14 protein-coding genes and 1 pseudogene are annotated in these 26,997 nt (G+C 41.3%); all 15 read left to right on the forward strand.

Going from position 1 to position 26,997, the window contains the following annotated elements:
- The first annotated feature begins 251 nt into the window (after window positions 1-251).
- The 15 genes and pseudogenes from OCU78_RS16330 to csm6 all read left to right on the forward strand — a co-directional run bounded on the left by OCU78_RS16330 (window position 252) and on the right by csm6 (window position 26,996).
- Window positions 252-1,853 carry an N-6 DNA methylase gene (locus OCU78_RS16330; RefSeq protein WP_137375340.1) on the forward strand — a complete coding sequence of 534 codons (1,602 nt, stop codon included), beginning with the start codon at window positions 252-254 and terminating at the stop codon, window positions 1,851-1,853.
- Window positions 1,853-3,349, forward strand: coding sequence for a restriction endonuclease subunit S (locus tag OCU78_RS16335; RefSeq protein WP_137375339.1), 1,497 nt, complete (start codon window positions 1,853-1,855; stop codon window positions 3,347-3,349). Before OCU78_RS16330 ends, OCU78_RS16335 begins: the two co-directional genes overlap by 1 nt.
- A gap of 75 nt (window positions 3,350-3,424) precedes the next feature.
- Entirely contained in the window at window positions 3,425-3,658 is a 234-nt protein-coding gene (locus OCU78_RS16340) for a hypothetical protein (RefSeq protein ID WP_137375338.1), read from the forward strand.
- A 277-nt stretch (window positions 3,659-3,935) separates the two neighbouring features.
- Entirely contained in the window at window positions 3,936-6,476 is a 2,541-nt protein-coding gene (locus OCU78_RS16345) for an McrB family protein (protein ID WP_137375337.1), read from the forward strand.
- Window positions 6,476-7,793: pseudogene (locus tag OCU78_RS16350) on the forward strand (McrC family protein). Before OCU78_RS16345 ends, OCU78_RS16350 begins: the two are co-directional and overlap by 1 nt.
- Window positions 7,794-8,069: 276 nt before the next feature.
- Window positions 8,070-11,579 (forward strand): STY4851/ECs_5259 family protein, encoded by a 3,510-nt coding sequence (locus OCU78_RS16355; RefSeq protein ID WP_137375336.1) that lies wholly within the window; start codon window positions 8,070-8,072, stop codon window positions 11,577-11,579.
- A gap of 9 nt (window positions 11,580-11,588) precedes the next feature.
- Window positions 11,589-18,026 (forward strand): DEAD/DEAH box helicase, encoded by a 6,438-nt coding sequence (locus OCU78_RS16360; RefSeq protein WP_261856049.1) that lies wholly within the window; start codon window positions 11,589-11,591, stop codon window positions 18,024-18,026.
- 340 nt (window positions 18,027-18,366) lie between these two features.
- Window positions 18,367-18,993 (forward strand): dual OB domain-containing protein, encoded by a 627-nt coding sequence (locus tag OCU78_RS16365; RefSeq protein ID WP_137375334.1) that lies wholly within the window; start codon window positions 18,367-18,369, stop codon window positions 18,991-18,993.
- Window positions 18,994-19,003: 10 nt separating this feature from the next.
- Complete coding sequence (locus OCU78_RS16370) at window positions 19,004-19,444, forward strand: DUF488 domain-containing protein (protein WP_102350799.1); 441 nt, start codon at window positions 19,004-19,006, stop codon at window positions 19,442-19,444.
- Entirely contained in the window at window positions 19,444-20,061 is a 618-nt protein-coding gene (locus tag OCU78_RS16375; RefSeq protein ID WP_137375333.1) for a DUF4326 domain-containing protein, read from the forward strand. Before OCU78_RS16370 ends, OCU78_RS16375 begins: the two co-directional genes overlap by 1 nt.
- A gap of 233 nt (window positions 20,062-20,294) precedes the next feature.
- Complete coding sequence (locus OCU78_RS16380) at window positions 20,295-23,099, forward strand: AAA family ATPase (protein ID WP_167494080.1); 2,805 nt, start codon at window positions 20,295-20,297, stop codon at window positions 23,097-23,099.
- A 27-nt stretch (window positions 23,100-23,126) separates the two neighbouring features.
- Window positions 23,127-24,539, forward strand: a complete 1,413-nt coding sequence (locus tag OCU78_RS16385) for a DUF7017 domain-containing protein (RefSeq protein WP_137375331.1) — start codon at window positions 23,127-23,129, stop codon at window positions 24,537-24,539.
- A gap of 100 nt (window positions 24,540-24,639) precedes the next feature.
- Entirely contained in the window at window positions 24,640-25,248 is a 609-nt protein-coding gene (locus tag OCU78_RS16390; RefSeq protein ID WP_137375330.1) for a hypothetical protein, read from the forward strand.
- 20 nt (window positions 25,249-25,268) lie between these two features.
- Window positions 25,269-25,787: a single-stranded DNA-binding protein gene (gene ssb / locus OCU78_RS16395; protein ID WP_137375329.1), complete on the forward strand. Its 519-nt coding sequence runs from the start codon at window positions 25,269-25,271 to the stop codon at window positions 25,785-25,787.
- Window positions 25,788-25,862: 75 nt separating this feature from the next.
- The gene (gene csm6 / locus OCU78_RS16400) at window positions 25,863-26,996 is read left to right on the forward strand and encodes a CRISPR-associated ring nuclease Csm6 (RefSeq protein ID WP_137375328.1); all 1,134 of its coding nucleotides are present in this window, start codon (window positions 25,863-25,865) and stop codon (window positions 26,994-26,996) included.
- The last annotated feature ends 1 nt before the right edge of the window (window position 26,997 follow it).

A 26,997-nucleotide genomic window follows, 5' to 3' on the forward strand; every position in this document is an offset into this window, starting at 1 on the left:
TGAACGTCTTTAATGATGAATTAGACAGCATACTCACTCAATTCAACGAGTTTATGTGGGACGAGCCCGCGTAACTCAGTACAATCGAACCAAACGTCAAAATGCACGCTCAATAAGAGCGTGCGGATTAACAAGGGCACGCAGCATCGTCATTCCAGAAGTGAGGAACGAACTATCTGGAATCTCAGAGTAGCACTTGTCTTAAACGAATTATCTATCTGGCACGAGTCAGAACAAACAAGAGAACAAGCATGAACAATAATGATCTGGTCGCCAAACTGTGGAAACTGTGTGACAACCTACGTGATGGCGGTGTGTCTTACCAAAACTACGTAAACGAATTGGCATCGCTACTGTTTCTTAAAATGTGCGAAGAGACAGAGCAGGATGTAAAGTTACTTCCACAAGGTTATCGTTGGGCGGATCTCAAGCAAAAATTGGGACAAGATCAGCATCGTTTTTATCGCAAACTATTAGTTGAACTAGGCGAGTCTAATCAACCGATTGTTCGTGCGATTTTCCAAAACGTAAACACCACCATTACTCAACCTGCTCAACTGACCGAGCTGGTGGATAACATGGACAAACTAGAGTGGTTTGACGATTCTGTTGATGGTGAAGGGCAAGGTAAGAGCCGTGATGACTTTGGTGATATGTACGAAGGTCTACTGCAAAAGAACGCGAACGAGACGAAATCGGGCGCGGGTCAGTACTTTACGCCACGTTCACTTATTAGCACCATCATTAAAGTGATGCAGCCTCAGCCGCGTGAAGTGATTCAAGATCCGGCAGCGGGTACAGCAGGTTTCTTAATCGAGGCGGATAAGTACATCAAATCACAAACCAACGATTTAGATGATTTAGACGATGACGATCAAGAGTTCCAAATGACCAATGCCTTTGTCGGTTTGGAGCTAGTACCAGAAACGCGCCGTTTAGCACTGATGAACTGCCTACTGCATGACATCGAAGGTGATGCAGAAGAGGGCGCAATCCGCCTTGGCAACACATTGGGCAGTGCGGGTGAAACGCTTCCACAAGCAAATGTGATTCTAACGAACCCTCCGTTTGGCAGCGCATCAAGTACAAATATCACTCGTACCTTTGTTCACCCAACGGGTAACAAACAGCTCTGTTTTATGCAGCATATCTATGATGCCCTAGAACCAGGCGGCCGTGCAGCAGTGGTAATTCCAGATAATGTGTTATTCGAAGGCGGCAAGGGTACAGACATTCGTCGTGACTTAATGGACAAATGTAACTTGCACACCATCTTGCGTTTGCCTACGGGTATCTTCTACGCCGCAGGGGTAAAGACTAACGTGCTGTTCTTCCAAAAAGGCACGCCAGAGAACAAGAACCAAGACAAAGGCTGTACTAAAGAGACATGGGTGTTCGATATGCGTACCAACATGAACACCTTTGGTAAGCGTCGCCCACTGACTGAAAAGCACTTTGAAGCCTTCATCAATGCTTATGGCGCAGACAAAAACGGTCAATCATCTCGTGAAGAGGGCGTTTACGAGACGTTGGGCAACATCTTCGCCGAGGGACAAGATAGCGTAGAAAACACCATCGACAACGCGCGTTTCCGCAAATTCAGCCGTGACTACATTCGCGACCAGAAAGGTGACAGCCTAGATATCTCTTGGCTTAAAGACTTAGAAGCCACCAGCGCAGAAAATCTACCAGAGCCAGAAGTGCTTGCAGGGGAAGCGATGGCAGAGTTAACAGAAGCCATGTCTGAAATTTACCAATTGATGCAAGCATTAGGTGCTGACGATGTAGCTGAAGGGCAAAAGCAACTTGTGGCAGAAGCCTTTGGCTTGGTAGAAAAGCCGGAGGCTGAGTAATGAGTGAATTGCCGAAGGGTTGGGTAGAAAGCGCAATTGGTGAAGCTTGTTTAATTGAAAATGGTTTGCGTAAACCTATCTCATTGAAAGAGCGTGCTAACTGCCAAGGTGACTTTCCCTACTATGGTGCAACTGGGGTAATAGACCACTTAAATAGCTATACCCATGAAGGCGAATACGTTCTTATTGGTGAAGATGGGGCAAATCTTTTGTCTAAGTCTAAACCTTTAGCATTTATCGCTAACGGAAAATACTGGGTAAACAATCATGCACATACTTTGAGATGTCTTGCTGATAGTCCAAACTTGTATCTGGAAAAATATTTCAATTCTCTTTCTTTAGAGTCGTGGGTGACGGGCTCTGCTCAACCCAAGCTTACTAAAAAGAACCTAGAGGGTATTCCATATCCACTAGCCCCACTAGCCGAACAAAAACGCATCGTTGAAAAACTCGATGAGGTATTGGCACAAGTCGACACCATCAAAGCCCGCCTAGATGGCATCCCAGATTTGCTAAAACGCTTCCGCCAATCGGTACTCGCTTCTGCGGTGTCGGGTAAGTTGACGGAAGAGTGGCGTGGGAGCAACTTTGATGGCGAGAGTGCGCAGCGCCTTAAAGCTAACCTTTCTGTAAGTAGGTTTGACTTCTGGAAGCAAGAACAACTTGAGAAATTCAAGTCTAAAGGAAAACTACCGAAATCAGACAAGTGGAAAGAAAAGTACAAGCCAGTAATTTTTGTTAAGTCACCAGAACTAGGAACAATTCCCGAATCTTGGGAATGGAGCTCCCTTGAAGAGCTTTCTATTGTGATTTCTGATGGTGACCATAATCCGCCAAAGAAAACAAGTGAAGGTGTCAGGCATCTAACTGTTAAGAATGTTAATAATGGTGAGATAAGTTTTGAGGGATGTGCGTATGTATCTGAGTCAGGTTACGCGCAAACAAAGCTACGATATGAGGCTAAGACCAACGATATACTGCTAACGTGTATTGGTACTGTAGGTCGGGTTGCTATTGTCGGAGAAGATACTAACTTTAGTACAGATAGAAATCTTGCATATATTCGCTTGTGCGATGCTCTCGATGTTAAATACATGAAGTTTTTACTTATGTCCCCAATGATGCAAAGGTTTATGAGTGGCGGGAAAGTGGGGAACGCACAATCAGCTCTTTATCTGAAGGTGATAAGAGCTCTTCCAACTCCGTTAGCACCGTTAGAAGAACAAAAAGAAATCGTCCGCCTAGTCGACCAATATTTCGCTTTCGCTGACACCATAGAAACGCAAGTGAAAAAAGCGCAGGCGAGGGTAGATAACCTAACCCAAAGCATCTTGGCAAAAGCCTTCCGTGGTGAGCTGGTGGCGCAAGATCCAAACGATGAACCAGCTGACAAACTGCTAGAGCGCATCGCCGAGGCTCGTAAAGAGGCAGAGGCGTTAGCTAAGGCAGCGAAGAAAGCTGAGACGGCCAAGAAAAGAGCCGTAAAAAGCGCTTAAGTTCTAAGCTTTGCTTTGTTGTGTTAATAAAGGGGCGAGAGCCCCTTTTTAGTGCCTGTCATATGAGGTTTTTAAATGTTCAAAGCAATATCTGCGCTGTTTAAGTCAATCGTTGAGCTTGTAAAAAGTCTTTATTCAATTGTGTTTAGTTTATTCTCTATCGTCTGCAATTTAACCAAAGCGCTATGCCATATTTTCTCTGCTTTCTACATCCGACATAAAGGAAACAAAGAAATCGAGAGATTGAAAAATGAACTTAAAAACGAAGAGCGAGAACAGAGTTTAGACAACAAGCCAAATCAAGAATAATCAACTCAGCCAGCTTGCTGAGAACTACCTTCAATAGCCTACCAATCGAACATATTTCGCACACCTTGCAGCATTTTCAGTAATGTCATCCTGCTAAGTTATGCTAGCGAATAAGACACATATATACGTAATTTGTTGATAGATCAAAGTTATGATTTTTATGAAATGATAGGCTTATCATTGATTAGTTTTGTGAATCAAAGTCACAGAACTGATGTTCTTAAAATTAATAGTATAACCATCAACGGATGGTACGTGCTTTCTATGAGTGTTATCAATGTCAGTCTATTTATTAACGTGGAACTCGAAGCATTTCTCGACAGGTGGTGAAGGTTCTGAAGCCGGAACTTTAAACTACACAGTAGGTGAAAATATTCGTTGGTCTTGCCATAGCCAACAACCAAAACCTGGTGATACCGTTTATCTGATTAGAGTTGGCGTAGAGCCAAGAGGTATCGTTGCCAAAGGAACAGTAAGTAAAGAAAGTTATCTGGCTGAACATTGGTCTGACGCTTCAAAACAAAAACATTATATCGATTTTAAGTTGGAAGGCTTGCGCTCTAACTGTGAGCAAGGCTTATTGCCAATGATGTTGCTTCAAGGAGCAATGCCCGATCAAAAATGGAGCCCACAAACTTCTGGTATTGAAATCAAGCAAAATTATCGCGAAACGCTGGCGGATTTGTGGGAGAGCGGAGAATTTAAACACTCTGTTGAGCAGTTCTTCAATTGGTACCTAGAAAACAAATTTAACCCCAATGGTTGGTACAAAGGTTACGTTGAAACATGTGAGTTAGCTACTCAGATCCAAAATGGTAAAGAAATCTCCAAAGAAGACGTTAAAAAGCTTTGGTATGACGCGAGCAATGGAATTGCAGGTGTCGGTCAAGGTTTTATGTATCAACGAGAGTTCGATTCGAATTATGAATTCCTACTAGAAATAACTAGCGAAATACTAATTAATCCAACAGAAGAAACCTATCAAAAGGTTAGAAATGAATGGAAGCAAGTAGGTAAATTTGAGCGTGTATTGTGGGGAGTCATCCACCGTGTCTTCGCTGCAGCAGATCCCAAGCAATACACAAGTGTGGTGGCACAGTCTTATTTGAATGATGTTTATACGTGCCTTAAAAAACAGTATCAACTACAAAGTAAGCGAAGTGGTTCATGGTTGGCAGATAATAAAGTTCTACTAGAGCTTACCAAGCCATTTATGGATGTTAGTGTCGATGACCAAACTCGCAATATTCTTTTATGGAGCTTGTACGAATGGAAAGCCACAAATAAAAATGATGATCTCGAAGAGAATGATCAAGTAAGAGACAATGAAGCCAACTATGAAGTGAACCTACCGATGATTAACTATGTTAATAAACCTCTAAATCAGATTCTTTATGGTCCTCCAGGTACTGGTAAAACCTATCACACGATAGAAGCTGCGGTGAAAGCGGCTGAGCCGAACTTCTACTACAGCTTGGAAATAGAGACGTCAGAAGGGGCAACGAAAGAGCAACGCTCTCTGCTTCAAACAAAGTTTAAAGAACTGTCAGATTCTAAACGCATTAGATTCGTAACCTTTCACCAAAGCTATGGTTACGAAGAATTTGTCGAAGGGTTAAGCGCTAAATCAGTCGATGGGCAGATTTCATACGAAGTAACCCCCGGTATTTTTAAGGATATTTGTGAGCAAGCGAGCCGAGGTATTGAACAAAGTAATGACCCTCTTGAAATCGCAATTGAAAACCTTAAAGCTGACCTTGAAGAAGGCACGTCGCTGTCATTAAGTACTCAGCGAGGGAAAAAGTTTGATGTTCAGTATCACGGGAATACAACATTTAGAGCCTTTCCACACGAAACTGCGCACGAAGACTTAGGTAACGGTTACCCAGTTTCTATCGACAGTATACGTAAGCTATATAGTGGAGTAGATGCGAAAGAGTTTTATAATCCGTCGTATGTAAAGGCGATACTCAACCATCTAATTTCAAGGTATAAACTGCCCAAAGAACCAACGGCTCAACCAGATAGTTTGAAAAATTTTGTGCTTGTGATTGATGAAATCAATCGAGGTAATATTTCGAAGATTTTCGGTGAGCTCATTACGTTAATTGAAGACTCTAAACGGTCTGGTAAAGGTCAAGCAGAAACCATAGAAGTGGTACTTCCACATTCAGGTGAAAAATTTTCGGTTCCCAACAACCTCCATATCATCGGAACAATGAATACGGCTGACCGTTCTCTTGCGATGATGGATACTGCCCTTCGTCGTCGTTTCGATTTTGTAGAGATGATGCCTAAACCAGAGTTGCTGAAAGGTGCCATAGTCAATGGTATTAACCTCGAGCAACTGCTAATTGTACTCAATCAACGTATTGAAATCCTTTATGACCGTGAACACACTCTAGGTCATGCTTTCTTTATGCCAGTTAAAGCTCTGGTAGACGTAGGTGAGCAGGATAAAGCGTTTAATGTTCTAGTTTCTGTATTCAAAAACAAGGTCATCCCACTCTTAGAAGAATACTTCTTTGAGGACTGGAGTAAGATTCGCCTAGTGCTTGCTGACAATCAAAAGACGAATAATGAATCACAACAGTTTGTACTAGAACAAAAACAAAAGGCTGATGATTTGAAGAGTTTGTTTGGCAAGGGGCATAACCTGGATCAATACGGTCAGTCAGTGGTGAGATATACACTCGCTGAAGGTAACGCTAATGTTTGGCGAGATGCTGAAGCTTATATCGGTATCTACAAACCAACGGAAAAAGAACTAACTCAGTCACCAGAGTCTCAGACCGAAGCAAACAATGAGCCTGTATAATGCACACCACTGTATTTGAATATGGCTATTTAACTTGGGACAAAGCAGCAAGCGATGAATTGGGCGCAAAGCCTATTTCGAAACGTGCATTCGAATATTTAAAGGACGTGAGCTTAAGCGCTGGAGAATCTGATACCAATAAGTGTTTAGGTTTAACTAAGCGTTTTGGCCATGAGTTACTTCAAGTGAAAAACTACGTCGGTGTATTGTTTACACCGACAGGTGAGCATATTGAAGTTCTACCTAAAATAGGGCGTAAGTCGGTAACGCACGAACAAGCTGTTTCAGAATCTCGCGAGATGTTGTTGATGATGCTGCAGCATTTGGGGTCATTCCGTTATGTGGTATCGAACCAAGCGAATATAGCCAGTAAGCAGATGCCATTACTCGAGGCGTTTATTAATCAGTTTTTACAATCCGTGAATACCTTGGTTAAGAGAGGGCTCAAAAGTGACTATGTCACGCAAGAAGATAACCTTCGCTACCAGAAGGGCAAGCTTAAAATCTCCCAACAAATCAGACACAACATCCTCAATAAGCATAAGTTTTATGTTGAATATGATGAGTACCTGATTAACCGCCCAGCTAATCGACTTATTAAAACGGCCCTGTTGAAGTTAAGTAATTACACAAAACTAGCGACCAACCAGAAGTTACTGCGTGAGCTACAATTTGCTCTTGCCGATGTCCCAACGAGTAAGTCCGTCAAACAAGACATTAACGCACTTAAGCTGGATGGTGGAGTATCATTCGCCGATTGCTTGGGCAAAATTGATATTAGACGGGTTCTCTCCTCTGAGTATGAAAGGTGACAACAGCGCGCTTTCTTTATTGTTCCCAATGGAAGCAGTGTTTGAAAGTTACGTTGCGTCTGTGCTCAGAAAACAACTGCCTGATGGTGCAGAGCTTACGACACAAGCATCCTCGAAATATCTCGTAACTCATAATGATCGAACTCAGTTTCAGCTGAAGCCAGATCTATTGTTAACATTACCGACCAACACAACAGAACCAGAATACAAAGAGCTGGTTTTGGATACGAAATGGAAACTAATCGATGTAGAAGAGCATAACTATGGGTTGTCCCAATCCGATCTCTATCAAATGTTTGCATATGGGCATAAATATTTATATGGTACGGGTGACCTTTTGTTGATCTATCCCGCACATAGTAGTTTTCAAAAGCCGATAGAATATAGCTTTGATTATAGTGATTCATTAAGGCTTTGGGTTGTGCCGTTTGTTATCTCGTTAACTGGCGATTCGACCCTCGAATGGCCAAAGGCTTTAAAATTACAAGCTTATAAACCTCATTAGCATATTTCGGTGTGCAATAGTCCTTAAACAGAGTTGAATTTCCATTTATCAGTAATGCGCGAGGTGGCGCAATATGGTAAACCCAATTGACTGTGGTTTGATAAGTTGAATTAAATAAATTTGGGTCAAGGATTGCAGATCCTACCCTTGCAAACGATTTTCTAAAGTTATTGATGCCTCATAAGGATTGATCAATATATGGGAAATTGTTGAGTGTGCTTCTCTTTTCAGCACATGGTTGCTAACAAACCGATTAACTAGCATTAAGTGATTGATATGATTTTAGATAGTGTTCAGAACCCAGTATTAACGATGCACCAGTGGTTTAATGAGTTTGAATCGAAAAGAGACAAACCTAAAAAAGGGATGCCTTTGTGGGTCTTAAAGGTCACGGACGAAGAACTTCAGCAAATGAACAAGCTCTTAAAGGCCCTTTTTAGAGCTAAAGATCCGTCTGTCGTGTTTAATCAACACTCTTGTGCTGGTTATGGTAAGAAGTTTGACCAAATATTCACACTTTATTTAGCTACATGGATCCAAAGGAACTTTACGGGTGGAAAGGAACGATGGCCTGTTGTTTTGCGCAGTATCGATATCTCACACAACAGTCGGCTCAACACGTATATATATGACTCTGTAAAAGCAGGTTTAAAATATTGGGGTATTGACCTCTACTCTACTTCATCTGCAAACCAATATTTTGCGACTTTATACTGTCAAGGTGGATTCCCTAGATCTGGACTTGTTGGTTTGAGCAGTGGACCAGTACCGGAATATTTGGACAAGGTTATTTCTCAGTATGCTTTGTTTCATCACACATCTGAAATCAACGATATTGCTAATCAGCAACTTGAATTGCTACCAGAAACTCTGAAGCAACTTCCTTTTGCTAAATTAGCTACGGTTTTGATTTCCAAGTTAATGGAGTATCGAGATCGCTATCATCTGCACGGAGAGTCTGATCCTGTAATCGCATTGAATATACGACACCCACAGTGGAGAGATGAACTTCCATTTTTGCTTTGTGACGATGAGGCATATGAATTAATTGGTCGTTTGGTACGTAAGACATCAGCAATCATTCGTCGCGAGCAGAACCCAGTTAGAATTAAGCGTTACCTCAGAGAAGATATGGGGCATTGGGATTTGGTCGCTGAGACTTATGTTAACCATACTATTCATCCTCAAGATTTGTCTCGCGTGCTAGCGTTGGAAACTTTACCCAAATTCTTTGACCTATATACCCAAACCAATACGGGAGAACGTGTTAGAACCGCATCTTTTAACCTTAAAGGGTACGCTAACCAAAGGTGGCAAGTCATAACCAAGTTTGCTCATTTTTATAATGCTAATGCTGCGAGTAACATTGGCTATGAGCTTTGGAGTGATGGCCGAAAATTTAATAGTGATACGTATTACCGAGGTGAAGAGCTAAATCAAGCTCTACCATGGGTTTTTTCTACTGAAGGTGAAAAGTCGCAGTACCTTGGTCAAGGTAATGTTCATGTAAAACAAGCCTCTGCACTAATTGTTCACGCTGGTTCAGTTGAACCGGCAACTTCTCGATCAAAAGTTGAAAAGGTTGGAAGCATTTCGAGTTTAGAACGAGATGTTTTTCGCGTTGTTGGCAAGGCAAAAGTCCAATTAGATTATGGTTTCATTGAAGTAGAGACCAGCGCTGAGGAAGCCCAAGATGTTACGTGTTGGTTGGAGGGAGAGCGTAATCATGAGGCTATCTCACACCAATATGTATTCGAGGGTAAACCTACTGGAATGATGAGATTTGGAGTCAATAAGTCTCAACTTATTCCGAATGCCGAGTTGTTCTGGAAAAGTATTGATTCTGATTCGCTCGTGCCACTAAGTTCAGATGCATTCTCTTATGGCCTTGGTTCGGTTATTTGGTTTAACGCTGGTCAGGTAATGTGGCAAATGAAATGCGCGATTTTGCCTGCTTCATCTGATTTTAATGTGATTCATTACGGTAAAGGTGAAATTGAACTAAAAGCTATGGGTTTCAAAAATACTTGTCTTGGCTTCGTGGAGAGTGAAAAAAACTGGTTAAGAGATGTTGAAGTTATAGAGGATATGTTCCTCGCTGAAGTTCAGATTCCAGCGAGTATGCCTGACACTTTTCACCCAGTGTTGGGGTGGAACAACTCCACTAAGAATACCCTGACGTTTGAATTTGATTCGATGCAATCTGGCGTATGCTTGCTCGGTAGTAAAGGCAATACACTCAATGCTAGGGGGAATAAGACCACTTTGGACGACCTTTACGCAAGTAGTTTAAAGGTAAAACTAGGTGAAGAGTCCAGCTCGATCAGCGTGTCTGCTGCATTAATGCAACATAAAACTATTAAAGCCAGTATTACTGATATCATTCAAATTCCTGAATCAAAAGTTACGGTAGGAAGTGGCGAATTAGCGCGTATGGCACAGGCGCTATTTACACAATCTGATGATACTCGTGATCGTGTTTCATTTAAATTCTACTCAGGACGAGAACTTTTGGAATCACGTGTACCAGCAATCGAACAGTTCAAGTATCCCGTAGCTTCTTTGAAAGAAGATCGTTCTATGCTTCGCATTTATGGCGCTCATGATCATAGAAATCCAGAATCAATACAGCTCTATACTGCACCTATATGGGATCTATCACGCGAACACACGCCACTATTTAAGTCCTTAGGAGATCGAGGAGAGTTGTTTTTTGCAATGCCAGAAATAAATGAACCTGGACCATGGTTCGTGTACGCAAAAAATGATCGAAAGATTCAACCAAGGGCTGTACTCGTCGTTCAGGATGAAACTGAAATTAAAGAATACAATTACTCTCGCCTACAGTTATCTATCAGAGATCTACACTTCAACTCTGAGACTAGGAGCTTTGATTATTCAGAAATGGATGCTGCTTTGAAGGAGCTAGTGTTTGACCTTCAACATAATGATTGGCACACCGTGCAGTCGTTCGTTGAACAGCTTTCAATTGCCAATCCAACAACGTTCCACATTTTCAAGCGTCTTGCTGCGAATCCAAACGTGTTTGCTTCATTGTTATTAAAACAAGAAAATCTTGAAGAGTTTGAATCGGTTTGGTCAATATCACTCGATATGCCATTCGAATGGTTGAGCGTCCCTCTAAATCAATGGATCGATGCTATCAGGTTGGCGACTAAGAGCACCATGGAATCCCTTGTGATGATGAAGGATCAACTACCCGTTGATCAGTTTGAACAAATTCAAAAAACTATGTTGAAAAGTCGTCTTCAAAACTTGTCAGATAAAGGTGAGTACTTTGCAGCTGTTGTTGACGCAGCACTGTTTGTTCTGTACGACATAAAGCCAAGTTGGATGGATTTCCCAATTTATGCATCAGAAGAGCTGCCGTCTTATATCGCTGACTTTCATAAGCAAAAATCCGAATATTTTGGTCGTCAAGAAGGCAGACTTCTGACTCAAATTCAAAACAAGCATAATGACATTCGATTAAAAGAGCTTCTTGATACAAGGTTATCGAGAGATCTTTTGGATGCTGAACTTAAAGGATTTACTCAGCATTACTCTGTAGAGAAGTCGAAAGCAATACGACTGGCGATACCACTTGAGTTACCGGTTAAAGTTGCACTTCACAATGCAGGAATCTACCCAGCTGCTGATATTAATGAAGAAGAGTTGAGGTTGGTTAACTTCGCTTTAAACCGTCTATCTCAGTTTGACCGAGTATGGACACAAGAATCGATGGCGATTGCACTAAAATCTGCAGTTAAATTACGAGCGCAATAGGTTGTAATAATGTCTACCAAAGCAATTAATTTTAAGTCTCTCTATAAAGATCTTTCCTCAGTTACGTCACAGGCAGTGATTAACCGACTTCAGTTGAAATCGGCGCCTTTAAGAAAGTTTTTGCAAAGTGAGTTTCAAGTCAAATATGGCAAGGGTAACGACTTTTTCGCTCAACCTGTTTTTGAGGCTACTTTTGGTTGGTCCTCGGAAGGCTGTGAAAATGATCTTAACGGGCTGGTCACTCAAGGTAAGTTAGAACAAACTTTCGTTAATAACCTGTCGCAACCGCCAATGCCTTTCCCTGACTCTTCTGAGGAAAAAGAGGAATATCGTCTTAAAGGAATAAGTGAAGACCGTTGGGCTGAAGACATACAGGAAGATTACACTTGGCCTTTGGATAGACCGCCATATAAGCATCAACTAAAAGCTTGGGACTACTTGTCCTCTGAGAAAGTGAAATCCGTAGTTGTTACTTCTGGGACTGGTTCAGGTAAAACCGAGTGTTTTCTAGTTCCATTGTTGAATGACTTAGCGAAGCAATCCAACCGAAGTGCAGAACCTCTTGAAGGAACACAGGCGATATTCCTTTACCCGCTTAATGCTCTGATCAATTCGCAGAAAGAGCGTCTGAGTGCCTGGACACGTGGCTTTAAAGGGAAGGTCAGGTTTGCTCTGTATAACGGGGAAACACCGACTCAAGCTCCATCTAAAGCTATTTCCAACGCGAGCTTCAGTAAGAATGCAGCTCCTGAATTGGTTACCAATAGAAAAGAAATTTGGTCTTCTCCGCCACCGATACTCGTAACTAACGCGACCATGCTTGAATACATGCTTATTCGTCAGCAGGATGAAGATATTCTTGCCAAGTCACAAGGAAAGTTAAAGTGGATAGTGTTGGATGAAGCGCATACGTATGTTGGTTCTCAAGCCGCAGAGATTGCACTGCTGCTGCGTAGGGTGATGCATGCCTACAATGTTAAGCCTGAAGATGTTCGTTTTGTAGCAACTTCTGCAACTATTGGTGATAAAAACAAACAAGAAGAGACAAACAGAGATCTCCAAAGGTTTTTGGCCAAGGTTGCAGGGGTATTACCCGAGCAAGTCGAAGTGGTTAATGGTCATCGTTCTATACCCAAAATCAACTCAACTGTAGCTGAATCTTCTTTTAGCTTTAAAAAAGCTAGAGACATGAGCTCCGGTGACCTTTTCGACTATATGAGTAGTTTTCAAGTACTTCGTGAGATGCGAGACCTTTTGACTCGCGAACCACATACACTTGAAGAAATTGCTCGTATTCTTGAGCCGAGCAAAGCAGAGAGTATTTCGCAGGTTGAATTCACAAAAGCGCTAGATGTTATTGATTTGGCGGTAACCGCATACCCTCAAGGAGATGATAGTCAGCAAGCATTCCTGCCGGTACGAGCTCATATTTTCCATCGCTCTCAAAGAGGCCTTTGGGCTTGTTCTGATCCAAATTGTTGCCATAAAGCTAACACGGAGCTTCAAGATGGTTGGAAGTTTGGCATGGTTTATACAAGCGAGCGAACACATTGTGAAGGAGAGTGCGGAGCTCCTGTTTTTGAGCTAACCCATTGTAAAGATTGTGGAACACCAAGCCTTGCTGCAGCAAAGACAACAGCAAAGGGTGGAATAAAGTTGTTGGAACCGAGAGAGACAGATCTGCTAGACGATTATGTCGATGAGATTGATGAACATGATCAGTTTTCTGAAGAAAGTATCGATACTGAGTTTGAGGCCAATGTTCAGATTTTTGCAAGAGAGGACGCTCTAGGGAATGCACATGATCAACTAGGCTGCACTCATGTAAGCATCGACCCGAAAACCAATCGCATATCTGAAGGTTTCGAACCTGGGCATCTTGATATTTTCTATAACCAAAATGATCGCGATGACGGTTTGCGCTGTGCACACTGCCATGGTGTAGAAAATGTACCGAATACTCAATTCAAACGTGCTTTGTTAGGTTCTCCATTCTTGATGGGCTCTCTAGTACCGGCTATGTTGCGCCACATACCAGGTGATAACAGTGATGACCTCAAAGGAAAGCGTTTGATTACGTTTACTGATAGTCGTCAAGGCACGGCTCGATTTTCAGCGAAGATGCAGTTAGATTCGGAACGTAATTGGACCAGAAGTCAGGTTTACAAAAATGCGGTTCTAGAGTCTGGTGAACTGAATCTGCCTGATGATGTAAGAAATCTTAAAACAACTATTCAAGTAATGAGAGACAACGGTGTTCCGGAGGCGGTTATTGCTCCGATGGAACTAAATTACATTGCACAGTTGAAAAAAGTACCATCAAAAAAAGTAAATTGGACTGAGCTAAAAGAACGTTTGAGCGTTTTACCAGAGATACAACTACTGTCTGGTGCTGAACTAGACTTGTTAGAGGGTAAGGCTCTTGAGAAGTATGATGAGCGTATTCCTGGTGAGTACCGCTTACGTTCTGAGTTGTTGAGTGATGCAGATAATCTTGCTGATCTGTTCTTAAAACGAGAGTTTGCTAGGCGTGGTAAGAATGCTAATAACCTTGAATCTATGGGACTAGTTAGCCTTCATTATCCAACAATCGCTAACCTTTCTGAAGAAGATATGAATTCTTCAGAGTGGCGAAGCTTGGGATTTACTTTTGAAGACCTTAAGAACTATCTGAAGATTTGCATAGACTTCTATATCCGAGAAAATACGCTCGTTGATATAGATAGGAGTGTCATCAACTGGATGGGAGCCAAGATTAACCCAAGATTACTCAGAGAGTCGAGTTACGAATACATGGATGAGTTTGAGAAAAGGGCGGTATTTAGGTTCCCTGTAGTTAATAACGGTCTTCAGCATCGTCTGGTTCGCCTACTAGAATTAGGCTCAGGCCGTATTGCAAAGAATGAGAAAGAACTTTTTAACTCTGTGTTGTCTTTTATTTGGGGCTTACTAACAAAACGTACTCAATTATTAACGTTGTCTGAACGACAAGAAATGAGTACTGGTAATGAGATATCTGGTTATAACTTAAAGTTTGATGAGAAAGTCGAATTCGCACCTATCGAAAAGGCTTGGCTGTGCCCAGTTACTAATCGATGGCTTGATACCACCTTTAGAGGATTGAGTCCGTATACTACAGGCTCTTCGACACTGGATGATGTTAAATGTGATGAACCATTTGAGATCAGTCATCCTGAGATAGAAACACTTAATAGCTCTCCAGCTGACGTAAGAAGCTGGTTAGCAGACGAAGACGTTTTGAATTCTCACCGTGATCATGGCCGTTGGTCTGATATCAATGACAGAGTAATTGCGGGTGTACCTTTAGTTAGAGCGGCTGAGCACTCTGCCCAACAGAGCTCGGACAAGCTCAAACGTCTCGAAAAGGCATTTAAAAAAGATTATTTAAATGTTCTTAGTTGTTCTACTACTATGGAGATGGGGGTAGATATTGGTTCTCTTAGTATGGTGGCAATGAATAATGTTCCACCGAGTACTTCGAACTATCTTCAGCGTGCTGGTCGAGCAGGTCGACGCAGAGAATCAACTGCACTTGCGCTAACGTTCTGTAAAGCGACACCTCATGGAGAGCGTGTATTTAGTGAACCTAAGTGGCCTTTCGCAACTCCGATCCGAGTGCCTAAGGTTTCGCTAGATAGTGGGACCATTGTACAGCGCCACATAAATGCATTCTTGCTAGCGAGTTTTTTGAAGATTGAGAAAAGTCGTTCTAACAATCTTTTGAAGATGCAAGTTGGTGCATTCTTCTTGGGTGATAGCGGGCTCAATCCGTTCAACGCCTTCAGAAATTGGTTAGTTGGCCCTGCACGTAATGATGAAAACGTGCTTGCAGGGATAGATAGCCTTAAGTTTGATTCGGTGTTTGTTGGTCATCTTAACAGTATCCTTATGGAGAGTGCATTAAATGCTATCGAATCTTCGCATACCAAGTGGTTGCGCAGATATGAGTCACTCAACACACAAATTGAAGCGACAAGTGACAGTAGCTCTCCTGCATCTAAAAAACTAACAAGACAATTGAAACGTTTGGAACGAGACTATTTATTGGCTGAGTTGGCTAATACGGGTTATTTGCCCGGCTATGGTTTCCCTACAGGCGTGGTTCAGCTAATCACTGATAACCGTAGTGAAAACAACTCAAGAGATGATGGTAAGTCTCAACATCGTACTTCGTATCCAAGTCGAGGCCTTGAAGTAGCGCTAAGAGAATATGCTCCAGGTGCAGAAATCGTTCGTGATGGGGCTGTTTATCAATCTCAAGGCCTGCAACTCAATTGGAAGATGCCATTCTCTGGTAATGATATTAAGCAAGAACAGCTTATTGAATATCAATGGGAATGTGATCACTGCGGGAACATAGGCTTTGAGTCGGTGAGTTCTGAACGAGCGAATATTCGTTGTAATGACTGTGACAGTGACAGATTAACCTGGAGTGAGTTTATTGTTCCATCGGGCTTTGTTGTAGATTTTAATAAGCCTCTGCATAACAACTATGTGTCACCAAATTATTCAGGATACAGAGAGCCTAAAGTTGCTTTGAGTGACGCACAGTGGCAGCCACTTTCAAATTCTGGCGTTGGACGCTACCGCGTGTCTGAATACGGTTCGATTTTCCATTATAACGATGGAGAAGGTGGCGGATATGCGCTGTGCTGGTGTTGTGGTAGATCTGAGCCTTTGAGTGTAGAAAAAACTCCGGTGGGGAACGTCAGGCTATCCAAAGAGCCTAATATATTGAAAACTCACAAGCGACTTCAGGGTTTCAAAGTTAAGGGCGAGGTGATGTGTGATGGTGTTAGAGATGGCTGGGGAATTAAAACCAGTGAGATTAGTAAATCTGAAAAAGAAATCTCTATGCCTTTCATCATGGGTTATCCGCAAAGTATGGCTATGTTTGAGTTGCAGTTGAAAAGCCCTACGTCGGGCAACTGGATATCTGATGAGACTCTGCTTTATACGCTTGGTGTAGCACTTAGACAAATGTACTCAGATGAGAAAGGCATCACTACTCAAGAACTTGGCGTAGTAACTAGACGCAAAAGAACCGAGTCTTTTGAAGATGTGGTGAGTTTATACATCTTTGACTCTGCGACTCAGGGAGCTGGCTTCTCGAGTTCTATGCCGGAAGTTCTTTCACAGCTTCTAAAGGATCTTACTGAGTATTTAAAGAAATGTCCTAATAATTGTGAGGCGGCGTGTCACGCATGTCTATTGGATTACGATACTCAACATAATGTAAAAATACTAAATCGTAATTATTTGATTAAAGAGCTTGAGGAAAACAGGATTCTTGAAGGGTTAGCCCTTTCAACAGAAAGGTGTTTCTTTGGAGATTCTTCGAGGGTGGAACTCAGTAGTGCTAATCAGGTTTTGTCCAGAGTTGGGCATTCTTGTAGTCAGATAAATGTATTTTTAAGTTCATCTGAGTGGCATTTCGGCGAGTGGAATATTCGAGAAAAAATTACCACGTTTGCAACAAAAGGGATTCCAGTCAACGTTTATTTTTCTAAAGAGTTAGCTGATTCATTAGACTCTGACCTTGCTTGGGAGATAGCCCGATCTATGCCTGTAGGTATTATCAATTTCCAAGAGTTGGATAAACCCATTGAATTAGCTTCGGGCGGCCAGCCAGTTATGTCGTTAAAAGTTGATTCAAAATTACACTGGTACGCGACCGATGAACTGAGTCAACTGGGCGCAAATGAACATTGGGGAAGTGGTGAAGACCTGTGTTTAGTAACTGCTGTGAAAGAGCTAGAGATTAACTCGACTAAATTTAATCTTGAGGCGCTTGCTCAGGCTTCTAATCTAAATGAAAACTCCTTTATATTAAGTGATGTCACCTCATTGAAAGGCAGCATTACTTCATTCGGAGTTAGTTTTGTTGAGCTGTTGGTAGGCAAAATCCCATCTTTAAATGAAACGCTTAACAACAATATCGAATCCATTCACTATAGTGACCAATATGTGGTGAGCCCAATTAGTGTTGTGTTAATTAACCATGTATTGGCTGCATTTAATAAGCGCTATGGCCACTTTTCATCAGAAATCAATACTGTTGCTCCAAGGAAATATGTGACCGATCAAAGGCTGTCTTCATCTATTGGTGATAACTTCTTGGAAGCAAATGATGTCTTGGATTTTATCTATGATTCGTCAAGAGCTCTTGGTGCCGAAGTTTATGGAGATATCGTTGATAAGTCAGAATTATCACACAGCCGCATTATGCGAATTGATTTAAAAGATGGTAGAGAGATTAAGCTTCTATTTGATCATGGTATGGGTTATTGGAGTCGTAGCAGAGATTACCCACAAAAGTTCGATTTTAAAAATGTTGGATGTGAAGCATCCTCTATTGATGATTGGAACTTTGGGTTGAGAGATTCAGGGAAGGAAACCTTTATCGCCGTTAAACTAGGAGACTGAGTTTGAACAAGTTAGAAGGCATAGTTTTATTAAACTAAGTACTTCTTCCTCTCACTAGCAAATTAGATGCCTCTCGTTGACTTATAAACGAGGGGCATTTTTATATGAAATGTAAACAATCTAGTATTAGCAACTCCCAAGTCAATTACCAAGTAACTATATGAGCTTCTAAATACTGTAGCCAACTTTGACCTAATAAAGGATGAAAACCTATTAACCACAATTGCTTTCTTAGTTAATGATGAGCATAACCTTTAAGATTGCAAGCTTATAAACTCCGACTCATATTAATCATAATTAACATACCTCTCATACCAAAACTAAATGAGAGGGAATAGTTATGAATCACAACCCAACACTATGCACGTTAGTTGTTTTGGCCAACTCGGTGAAACACGGACAATGCTGCGTAGCCGGAAAGCGTTTAGACACCAAAGAGTGGGTTCGTCCTGTTTCGAATGCAGACGGTGCCGAACTTACGAGCCAGCAGGCGAGTGCGATGAACCCGTATGGCGCTTATAAGGTTAAACCTTTGCAAAAGGTAAATATGTGTTTTGAACAAGCTGTGCCTCTTAAAAATCAGCCAGAAAATCACCTGATTAATGGTGCGCAGTGGGTACAGCAATATAACATTACCGCTGATGAACTGAATCAGTTTCTAGACACACCAACCTCACTTTGGGGTTGTGGTGATCGAATGGATTATCAATCAATAATGCTTGGTCAAGCGGCAGTTGAGCAATCTTTACAGCTAGTCAAGGTTAAGCACTTGATGCTATACGTTGATGGCAATGATAAGCGTAGAGCATCGTTTTCATACAATGACATTCAATATAATTTGGCCGTGACCGATCCAAGTTTTGATAATCTCGTATCCCAGCAAAGTGATCTGATGGGTATTTTATGTATCAGCCTTGGCGAAGAGTTTCATGGCGATTGCTACAAACTTGTCGCTGCAATTTACTGAGGAAAGATTCATGAACATTTATACTATTGGATTTACCAAAAAGGGTGCTGAGAGGTTTTTTACACTGCTAAAGAAAAACGGTGTTAAAACTCTAGTAGATGTGCGATTAAACAATGCTTCGCAGTTGGCAGCGTTCGCGAAAAAAGATGATCTCGCTTACTTTTTGAAAGAACTGTGTGATATTGAATACTTACACATGCCAAAATTGTCACCTTCGGAAGACATCCTTAAAAGCTATAAAGCGAAAACGTTGTCGTGGTCCGAGTATGAAGTTAAATTTAATGCCTTGTTGCAACAGCGTAAAGCGGAGGGGCTGTTGAATGATGAGACACTCGAAGGTGCTTGCTTCCTATGCAGCGAACATGAAGCCGATCAATGTCACCGCCGCCTTGTGGCTGAGTACATTGCAAACTACTCTGAATCAAATGTTACGATTAAGCACTTAAAATAATGAATAAGTTACTGATTTTATGCCCTAAAGAGTTCAACTGCTTTTCAAAGTTTAAACGCAAGTTAGACAGAATTACTTCTAACATGCAGAGTGTTGAACTACTGACGACACGCGATGATAATGGTCTGCTCAAACAGTATGCAGAAAGCATTCACACCTCTCTTGAAGTACAAGACGTAATGCTAGAAACACCTAGCTTCACACACGCTGTTATCTTTGATGACGGTGAAGTGTTTCAAAGTGAAATAGAAATGATCACGTCGCAAGGGATCCCTCTTCGTGTTATTAAGATTGCAGTGACCCGAGTTGTTAATATCAAGAACGATACTGAATACGCGGATGAGAAAAGTACAAATAATTACGAATATATCGGTAGAGGTTCTTATTGGGGAAATCCTCATTCCATGTTCGAAGCAATGGAAGACAGCGATGAAGACCCACGTGAAGCCGTCATCCGCATGTATAAATACGACTTTGATTACGACAAGTTTTTGAATATCGACAAAAGTAAAGTGTATGAGCTAGCAGGTAAGCGGTTAGGGTGTTTTTGTAAGCCACAATCATGCCATGGTGATGTCTTGGCTGACTACTTAAATCAATGGGATGATGGGAAATAAAGCCTCATGGCAGTAACGAATAATGCTTAGCAGATAGTTTTTACCAGTTGTTGTTTTAATAACTCGAAATAGGTTATATATTCTGGTATAACGTATGCAATACTTATCAAGATGAGGCGTAAAACTACGCCTTTCATTTATCAACACCATGAGTCGCTAGTCATTACATTGAAGTTTAGATATGAACATGGAAGAGTGGTGTAGAGCTATTATGACTTTATATGGTGAGCATCATGAGTGCGTCAAACTTCACTTTTCTAAACGACACCTATTCTAGGTTATCAGGTTTAGCCTATCAGGCTGAATCATACATCTTCAGCGATCCCCAAACATCAGCATTTAAGTTACGTGCTTATACCGAGTTGATGGTGGAGTACATATACTCACACCTTGGTCTAGAAAGTGATGATAATGCAGACCTTTTTAATAGACTTAGCAATCAATGTTTTCGTGATGTCGTCGTTTCTGAAATTCAGGCTAAGCTTCATCTTTTGCGGAAAGAGGGCAACAAAGCCGTTCATAATAATGCTATCTTTAAGCCGAGTGATGCTATGTTTCTCACGAAAGAGGCATATTTAGTAGGTCGTTGGTTTATCCAGACCATGCAGCATGGCTATTTGTTTATTCCTGATTTTGTCCCCCCCTCCCCAACAGAAGATCTCTATAGAACACTCGAGCAAAAAAACGAGCAATTGAAGGCGGATCTTGCAAACCGAGCACAAGAAGTTGAGCAAACGAATCACGCTCTAGATTCAGTTAAAAAAGAATTAAGACAAGCCCAAGAGAAAGTTTCGCTAAGTGAAGAAGAACTTATACATAAAGCAAGATCATTTAAAAGCTCCAGTAGGGAAGCCGCCAATAACTTTGATCTACAGATGGAGGCGACTCGAAAGAAAGTTTCTATCATGGATCATTTTGAGGGTACTGAACTAACAAAGGGCCAACGAACGGCTATCGATGGCATTGAAGAGTTTGTTAAGTCTGAGGATATCGACAACTTTATTCTTCATGGTTATGCAGGTACTGGTAAAACGTTTATTACTAAAGGTATTGTTGATTACTTAACTGCTTTAGGTAGAAAGTGTGTGTTGTTAGCGCCGACCGGGAAAGCTGCAAAAGTCATTTCTGAAAAAACAGGTTATGCCGCATCAACGATTCATCGGGCTATCTACAAAATAGCAGAAACTATGGACGTTGAAGATGGAAGTGATAGAGCACCTGTTGCACCATTAAAAGTAAACAATGACGGTAATAACACCGTTTATATCGTGGACGAAGCATCGATGCTATCGGATGCATTCTCAAGTATGGATAATATTCAGTTTGGTTCAGGAAAAGTACTGTCTGACCTTATTGAATATAGTCGCGCTGCAACGCTTGAAATCATGGCTACGGTTAATCGTAAGATGATATTTGTCGGTGACCACGCTCAGTTACCTCCGGTAGGAATGTCTTTTTCTCCAGCTCTACATAAAGAATATCTACAACAAAAGTACCAATTAAAGACCGTTGAGAGCTGCCTAGATGAAGTCGTACGTCAGAAAGCGGGAAGTGGTGTTATGGATAATGCGATTATGCTACGTGATAGCATCGATACTATGACGTTTAATGAACTGGATTTTTCCTGTGCCAAGGGTGATATCAACTCTGTTGAACACAATGCGGTTATTGACCACTTTATGACGGTTTGTAACGGTCAGATTAAGGGCACAAAAAATGCGATGTTAATTGCTTCTTCAAATAAAAAGGTCAAGCAATATAACGATAAATGCCGTGAAAAATTTTTCCCAAATCAAAATAAACTGTGCGTGGGAGATAAATTAATCTCAGTAGCTAACCATTATTCAGAAGAATACTTTGTCGCTAATGGTGAGTTTTTACTGATTACTAAAATCTTTGGGAGTGCAGAACACCAAAAACTCTATTCATTTACGATCGAGGACGGTAAGAAAAAGAACCTAATGTTGGACTTCACTTTCAGAGATGTTGAGTTGCTCTTTAAAGGTGAAGGTACCTCGGTAAAAAGAGTGAAAACCAAGGTTATTGAACATTTACTTTATAATGATGAGCCGGGATTAACATCAGAGGAAATGCGAGCTTTGCATATACAGTTTGATTCTAAGTATAAGGATAAATCTAAAGAAGATAAAACTACTCTCAGAAAAACAGATCCTTACTTGAATGCTTTTAAGGTTAAATTCGGTTATGCCATCACATGTCATAAAGCTCAGGGTAGTGAATGGGAAAATGTGTTTGTCGATTGTTCGTACCACACACCTAGTTTACTGAACAAAAACTATTTTCAGTGGCTTTATACTGCTATTACGCGTACGTCATCAAACTTGTTTGTTATTGATGAACCGAAAATCAAGCTTGGAAGTAGCGCAAAGCTCGTTGGTTCAACATCTTGGGCTGATGGACCAGAATTTAATACTCCAACTGTTAATCCAACATCGCCTTCAAGCTCGCCTGTCGACATAGGAGAGCACGAATTATCAAGCTGCCCTGTAGAGCTCCAAGATTTATATAGAAAAGTACAAAGCTTAATCGCAGGGCATGATATTGCTATTGAGCAGATACTTCACAACAACTATCAAGAGATGTATGTGTTTAAATCTCATGATGCGACCGCTGATGTCAGACTAATTTATAATGGCAAGTTTAAGGTATCAAACGTTTATGTGCTTGGAAGTGGGATGCTGCAAGTTGCCCTCACTACCTTACTTACACCATTGAAAGGTTGCGTGCTGTCATCTGTTACTGAAGGAAACGCAGCTCATGACTTTTCATTTGAGAAGCCTCACTTAGAAACGTTCCATGAGAGGTTGACTAGTGTTTATCTAGAACACGGGATTACGGTGTTAGACATCAAGCAAAATTCATGGTGTCAGCGCTACACACTAAGTAAAAATAACGAAACCGCAGTCATCGACTTCTATTACAACGGTAAACATCAGTTTAATCGTGTAGCACCAATGCCCAACGCTAGTAGCTCGAAAGCTCTACTAAAAGAATGTGCAGATATTTGGACATCATAACGCGAAATATAATGTGGAGAATTGAATATGAATGAACAACCTTTTCGCGTTGTGAACAACCTACGCAAATCAGGAAAGCTACAAGAAGCTTGGAGTGTTGGTTTTGCTGCACTAGAGCAGAACCCCCAAGATGCGTATCTAAAAGGTTCACTATTTTGGCTGTGCTACGAGTATATGAAACATAAGCAAGAAAAGATTGCTACCAGAGCTGCTACGTCTGGAAACTACAGACCAAGTGATTTCGAGTTTGAACAGATAGAGAATCTACTACAGACCATAGCCGGTCTAGAAATCCCAACTGGTGGGTTAGAGTATAAAATGCTTTTGGTTCAATTCCGAAAGAACATTGAGTGGTTTCCGTCGCTGATTCATATGGTGCTAGATAAACAGGGTACTATCTTTGATGATGAGTCTAAACAGCCCTTTCAAGCTGAAAAAGGTGAAGTGCCTAGTTTAATGCTATCGATTACTCGGCAAGTTGCAAGTGCTTGGCTTAGAGCAAGGGAGTACTGGCAAATCGATCTCCAACAAGTGATGTCACTGATTACCCTAACTCGCTCACATGTTAAAGATACCAAGCACATTATTTGGTTAGATTACGATCAAGCTAAGTGTTTTATCGTGTCGGGTGACTACGGCAAAGCTAGAGAATTAATCTTACCAATTTTGCGTAAAAAACAACGAGAGAGCTGGGCGTGGGGAGCTCTAGCAGCTACATATCAAAAAGAATCGCCTGATTTGGCTACGATGTTTTTCGCCAAAGGTATTGATTCTGCGCATGATGTGACATTTGCTCTTAAATTACTCCAAGGCATTGTTCCTTTGTTTCTCAATGCAGGTCAGCCAGATAAAGCCTCAATGTGCGTGAAGTTGGCTGTAGGGGCATATAAAGAGAACGGTTGGAAAGTAAAGCCAGAACTAGAAAAGTTACAAGGTCAACAGTGGTATGACTCATCTGTTGATGAAACTTTATTAATGACGTATTTAAAGTCTGTTTCAAAGGATGTGACTAACCATCTTCATGGTCCCTTACAATTTATAAACGGCGTCGTAGAGAGCATCCATAGATCAGGCAAAGGCTTCAACGTATTTGTTAACAAATCCACGTTAATGTCAGTGCGAATAGGAGCCCACCAAGGAAAAGTGAAACCTAAACCTGGAGATTATGTAGAGCTTTCGATATCTCAAAATGAAGAGCGAGAGGTGGTCTCGTGTAAATGTATCGATAAGGTTGAGATTAACGACGTATCGTTCACTGAAGGCGAATTGCGCATTGCACCCAAAGGCTTTGGTTTCGTAAATGATACTTTTGTACCTCCATATATCATAAACAGTATCGAGAACCAGTCTCAAGTAAAAGTGATGCAAGTGTTGTCATGGGATAAAACCAAGAGCCGATATAGTCAGAAAGCCGTTTCAATTAGGCTAGATAACGCTTAGCGACTGTCCCTCTTTATAAGCTTATTATCTCTATTTCTCTTCGCTTCTCCGCTATTGTTTTATCTACACAACGACTTGAATGATAGCAGCGGAGACAGCAATGGAAACTCAACTTATTTCAGTTAACGATCTTGGTTACATGCGCCACAATCGAGCTTATGCAAATCGATACCGTCATACTCGTCGTAATCAAGGCGTTGATACAGTCGCTAGAGAGTTTCACAAGCAGTTAATGTTAGTCGAAAGAGATATTACACAGTGGTTTACTCGGTTAATTAACTCAAAGAATGAACGAATCCTAAGGTACAAGTCTTCAAACGGTATGTTGAAGTACCAAGAGATCGATTTTATTGCTGAAAATGAGTTTGGACTTAAGTTCTGTGAACTTAAGTTAAATGGCTCTCTTGCTATTTGTATTGACATGACTTTCTTATACACAGGTTTGGAAAGTGAAGGACGAAACTTCACGGATGTTGCTGTGTTGTCGGACTATTTCCAGCAAAAGGGTGAAAACAACCACATCTGGTTAGATATTAAAGATGTATTGTCTGTAGCTTTACAAGAAGGGTGGTTCACGAGCGAGCGAGTAGAGGAAATTCGAGAGTTGCATGAGGTGATGAATAATCCAATGGAAATGTTGCCTGAAGTGCATGAGATCCCGTTGAATAACCCTTTTGCTCAACTACAAGCTACACGTTTAGAGTGCTAATACAGAACGAGGAACAAAAAATGGCGAGTCGTGGGATTAACAAGGTTATCCTTGTGGGCAATGTCGGTCGTGACCCTGAAATTAAAAGTTTTGCTAACGGTGAAAGCGTTGCTTCTTTGTCTTTGGCAACATCAGAAACGTGGCGAGATAAGAATACTGGCGAGAATCGCGAGAAAAGTGAGTGGCATAGGGTGTCTGTGTTTGGTAATACTGCCAACTTTGTTGCTAACTATGTTCACAAAGGGAGTCAGCTTTACATCGAAGGTCAGTTAAAGACTCGTAAATGGCAAGATCAAAACGGACAAGAAAGATATTCCACTGAAGTCGTCGTACGTTGGCCAAATGGTTCATTGCAACGGCTAGGTTCAGCAAATACGGATAACAGCTTAAATGCTCAAATTGAGAATACTGTTCCCAGTTTAAATTCAGGAAGTGGTCAGCGACCCTCGGCCACACAAGAACCTCGCTCGACACAATATGCTCCTCCAAGCAATACACAGGATTGGAGCAATATGTCAGACGATGATATTCCTTTCTAAGGGAGCATTTCGCCAAACCTAAAGCAGCTATGCTAATTTCCTCTAAATTAACGTAATTTCCATAAGGAAAACAAAGTGAAAAATATCTTGGTAGCGGTAACAGGCGCAAGTCCTCAAGTCCTAACTGAAACGTTGTTTGCATTGAATCATCAAGGTAAAACAATGCCTGATGAAGTATTTGTGATTACTACCGCTAACTCTAAGCTAACGCTAGAAGAAGGGTTATTTCAAGATGGTCATTGGAACAAGTTAATACAAGATTATCAACTTCCAGACATTAAGTTTAGTTCTGACAATATTTGGTTGATCTCTGATGAAGAAGGCAATGTGTTAGATGATGCAAAGGCCGAAGCAGACCAAGTCGTCATGGCTGACTTTATTACACAGAAAGTAGAGGAGCTGACTCGTAATGACGATGTTGCGATTCATGCTTCAATTGCTGGCGGACGAAAGACAATGGCTTTTTACATGGGCTACGCTATGTCTTTGTATGGCCGTGAGCAAGATGTGCTGAGTCATGTGTTCGTAGACGATGATTTTGAGTTTGTGAGTGAATTTTATTACCCAACTCCTTACGACAAGTACATCGTCGGGAGAGATAAAAAAAAGGTCGTAAACACCAAGGACGCTAATGTCACCCTGGCTGAAATCCCGTTTGTAAGAATGCGTCGTCAAGTTGATGAGTCAATTTACAACCAAATGCAAAACCATTCGTTTTCAAAAACTGTATCAGCTTTGAATAGTGCACATAGCTCGGAAATTAAAGTAAAAATTTCGACCAAGGATAAGACATTAGATGTGGCTGGTGTACCTGTAAAACTTACAGCTAAAGCGCTAGCGATTTACTTATTCTTCGTCAAAAAAGCCATGAGAACGGAAACGTTGGGGCGAATATTTGAAGAAGACGTTGACCAAACGCGTGAATATTTAGAAGTATTAGACTCAATGAAAGCCGACGTGCGTTTGTACAAAAGCATGGGTTTAGAAGATGAGGGGCAGTGGCGTCAGAATGATTTTGAATTGACACCTAAATTGACGAAAGACTTCGTACGTCAGTCATTAAGTGCATTCCATAAAACGTTAGAAGGGCGTTTGGTTCCAGATATCGTAGAAAAAATCAAAGTGCACTCTGATGGTGCAAAATCAGGAGCAACGTACAGCATTTCACCAGAGTTTACGGTTATGTGTGATGGTACATATTTGAAATAGT

The sequence above is a fragment of the Vibrio gallaecicus genome (assembly GCF_024347495.1).
GTDB lineage: Bacteria > Pseudomonadota > Gammaproteobacteria > Enterobacterales > Vibrionaceae > Vibrio > Vibrio gallaecicus.

What these genes read in the sequence shown, in the direction of transcription:
- OCU78_RS16330 (WP_137375340.1), top strand. Translation starts at nt 252, where the DNA reads ATGAACAATAATGATCTGGTCGCCAAACTGTGGAAACTGTGTGACAAC.
- OCU78_RS16335 (WP_137375339.1), top strand. Translation starts at nt 1,853, where the DNA reads ATGAGTGAATTGCCGAAGGGTTGGGTAGAAAGCGCAATTGGTGAAGCT.
- OCU78_RS16345 (WP_137375337.1), top strand. Translation starts at nt 3,936, where the DNA reads ATGTCAGTCTATTTATTAACGTGGAACTCGAAGCATTTCTCGACAGGT.
- ssb (WP_137375329.1), top strand. Translation starts at nt 25,269, where the DNA reads ATGGCGAGTCGTGGGATTAACAAGGTTATCCTTGTGGGCAATGTCGGT.
- OCU78_RS16340 (WP_137375338.1), top strand. Translation starts at nt 3,425, where the DNA reads ATGTTCAAAGCAATATCTGCGCTGTTTAAGTCAATCGTTGAGCTTGTA.
- OCU78_RS16370 (WP_102350799.1), top strand. Translation starts at nt 19,004, where the DNA reads ATGAACATTTATACTATTGGATTTACCAAAAAGGGTGCTGAGAGGTTT.
- OCU78_RS16355 (WP_137375336.1), top strand. Translation starts at nt 8,070, where the DNA reads ATGATTTTAGATAGTGTTCAGAACCCAGTATTAACGATGCACCAGTGG.
- OCU78_RS16360 (WP_261856049.1), top strand. Translation starts at nt 11,589, where the DNA reads ATGTCTACCAAAGCAATTAATTTTAAGTCTCTCTATAAAGATCTTTCC.
- OCU78_RS16365 (WP_137375334.1), top strand. Translation starts at nt 18,367, where the DNA reads ATGAATCACAACCCAACACTATGCACGTTAGTTGTTTTGGCCAACTCG.
- OCU78_RS16385 (WP_137375331.1), top strand. Translation starts at nt 23,127, where the DNA reads ATGAATGAACAACCTTTTCGCGTTGTGAACAACCTACGCAAATCAGGA.
- OCU78_RS16390 (WP_137375330.1), top strand. Translation starts at nt 24,640, where the DNA reads ATGGAAACTCAACTTATTTCAGTTAACGATCTTGGTTACATGCGCCAC.
- OCU78_RS16380 (WP_167494080.1), top strand. Translation starts at nt 20,295, where the DNA reads ATGAGTGCGTCAAACTTCACTTTTCTAAACGACACCTATTCTAGGTTA.
- OCU78_RS16375 (WP_137375333.1), top strand. Translation starts at nt 19,444, where the DNA reads ATGAATAAGTTACTGATTTTATGCCCTAAAGAGTTCAACTGCTTTTCA.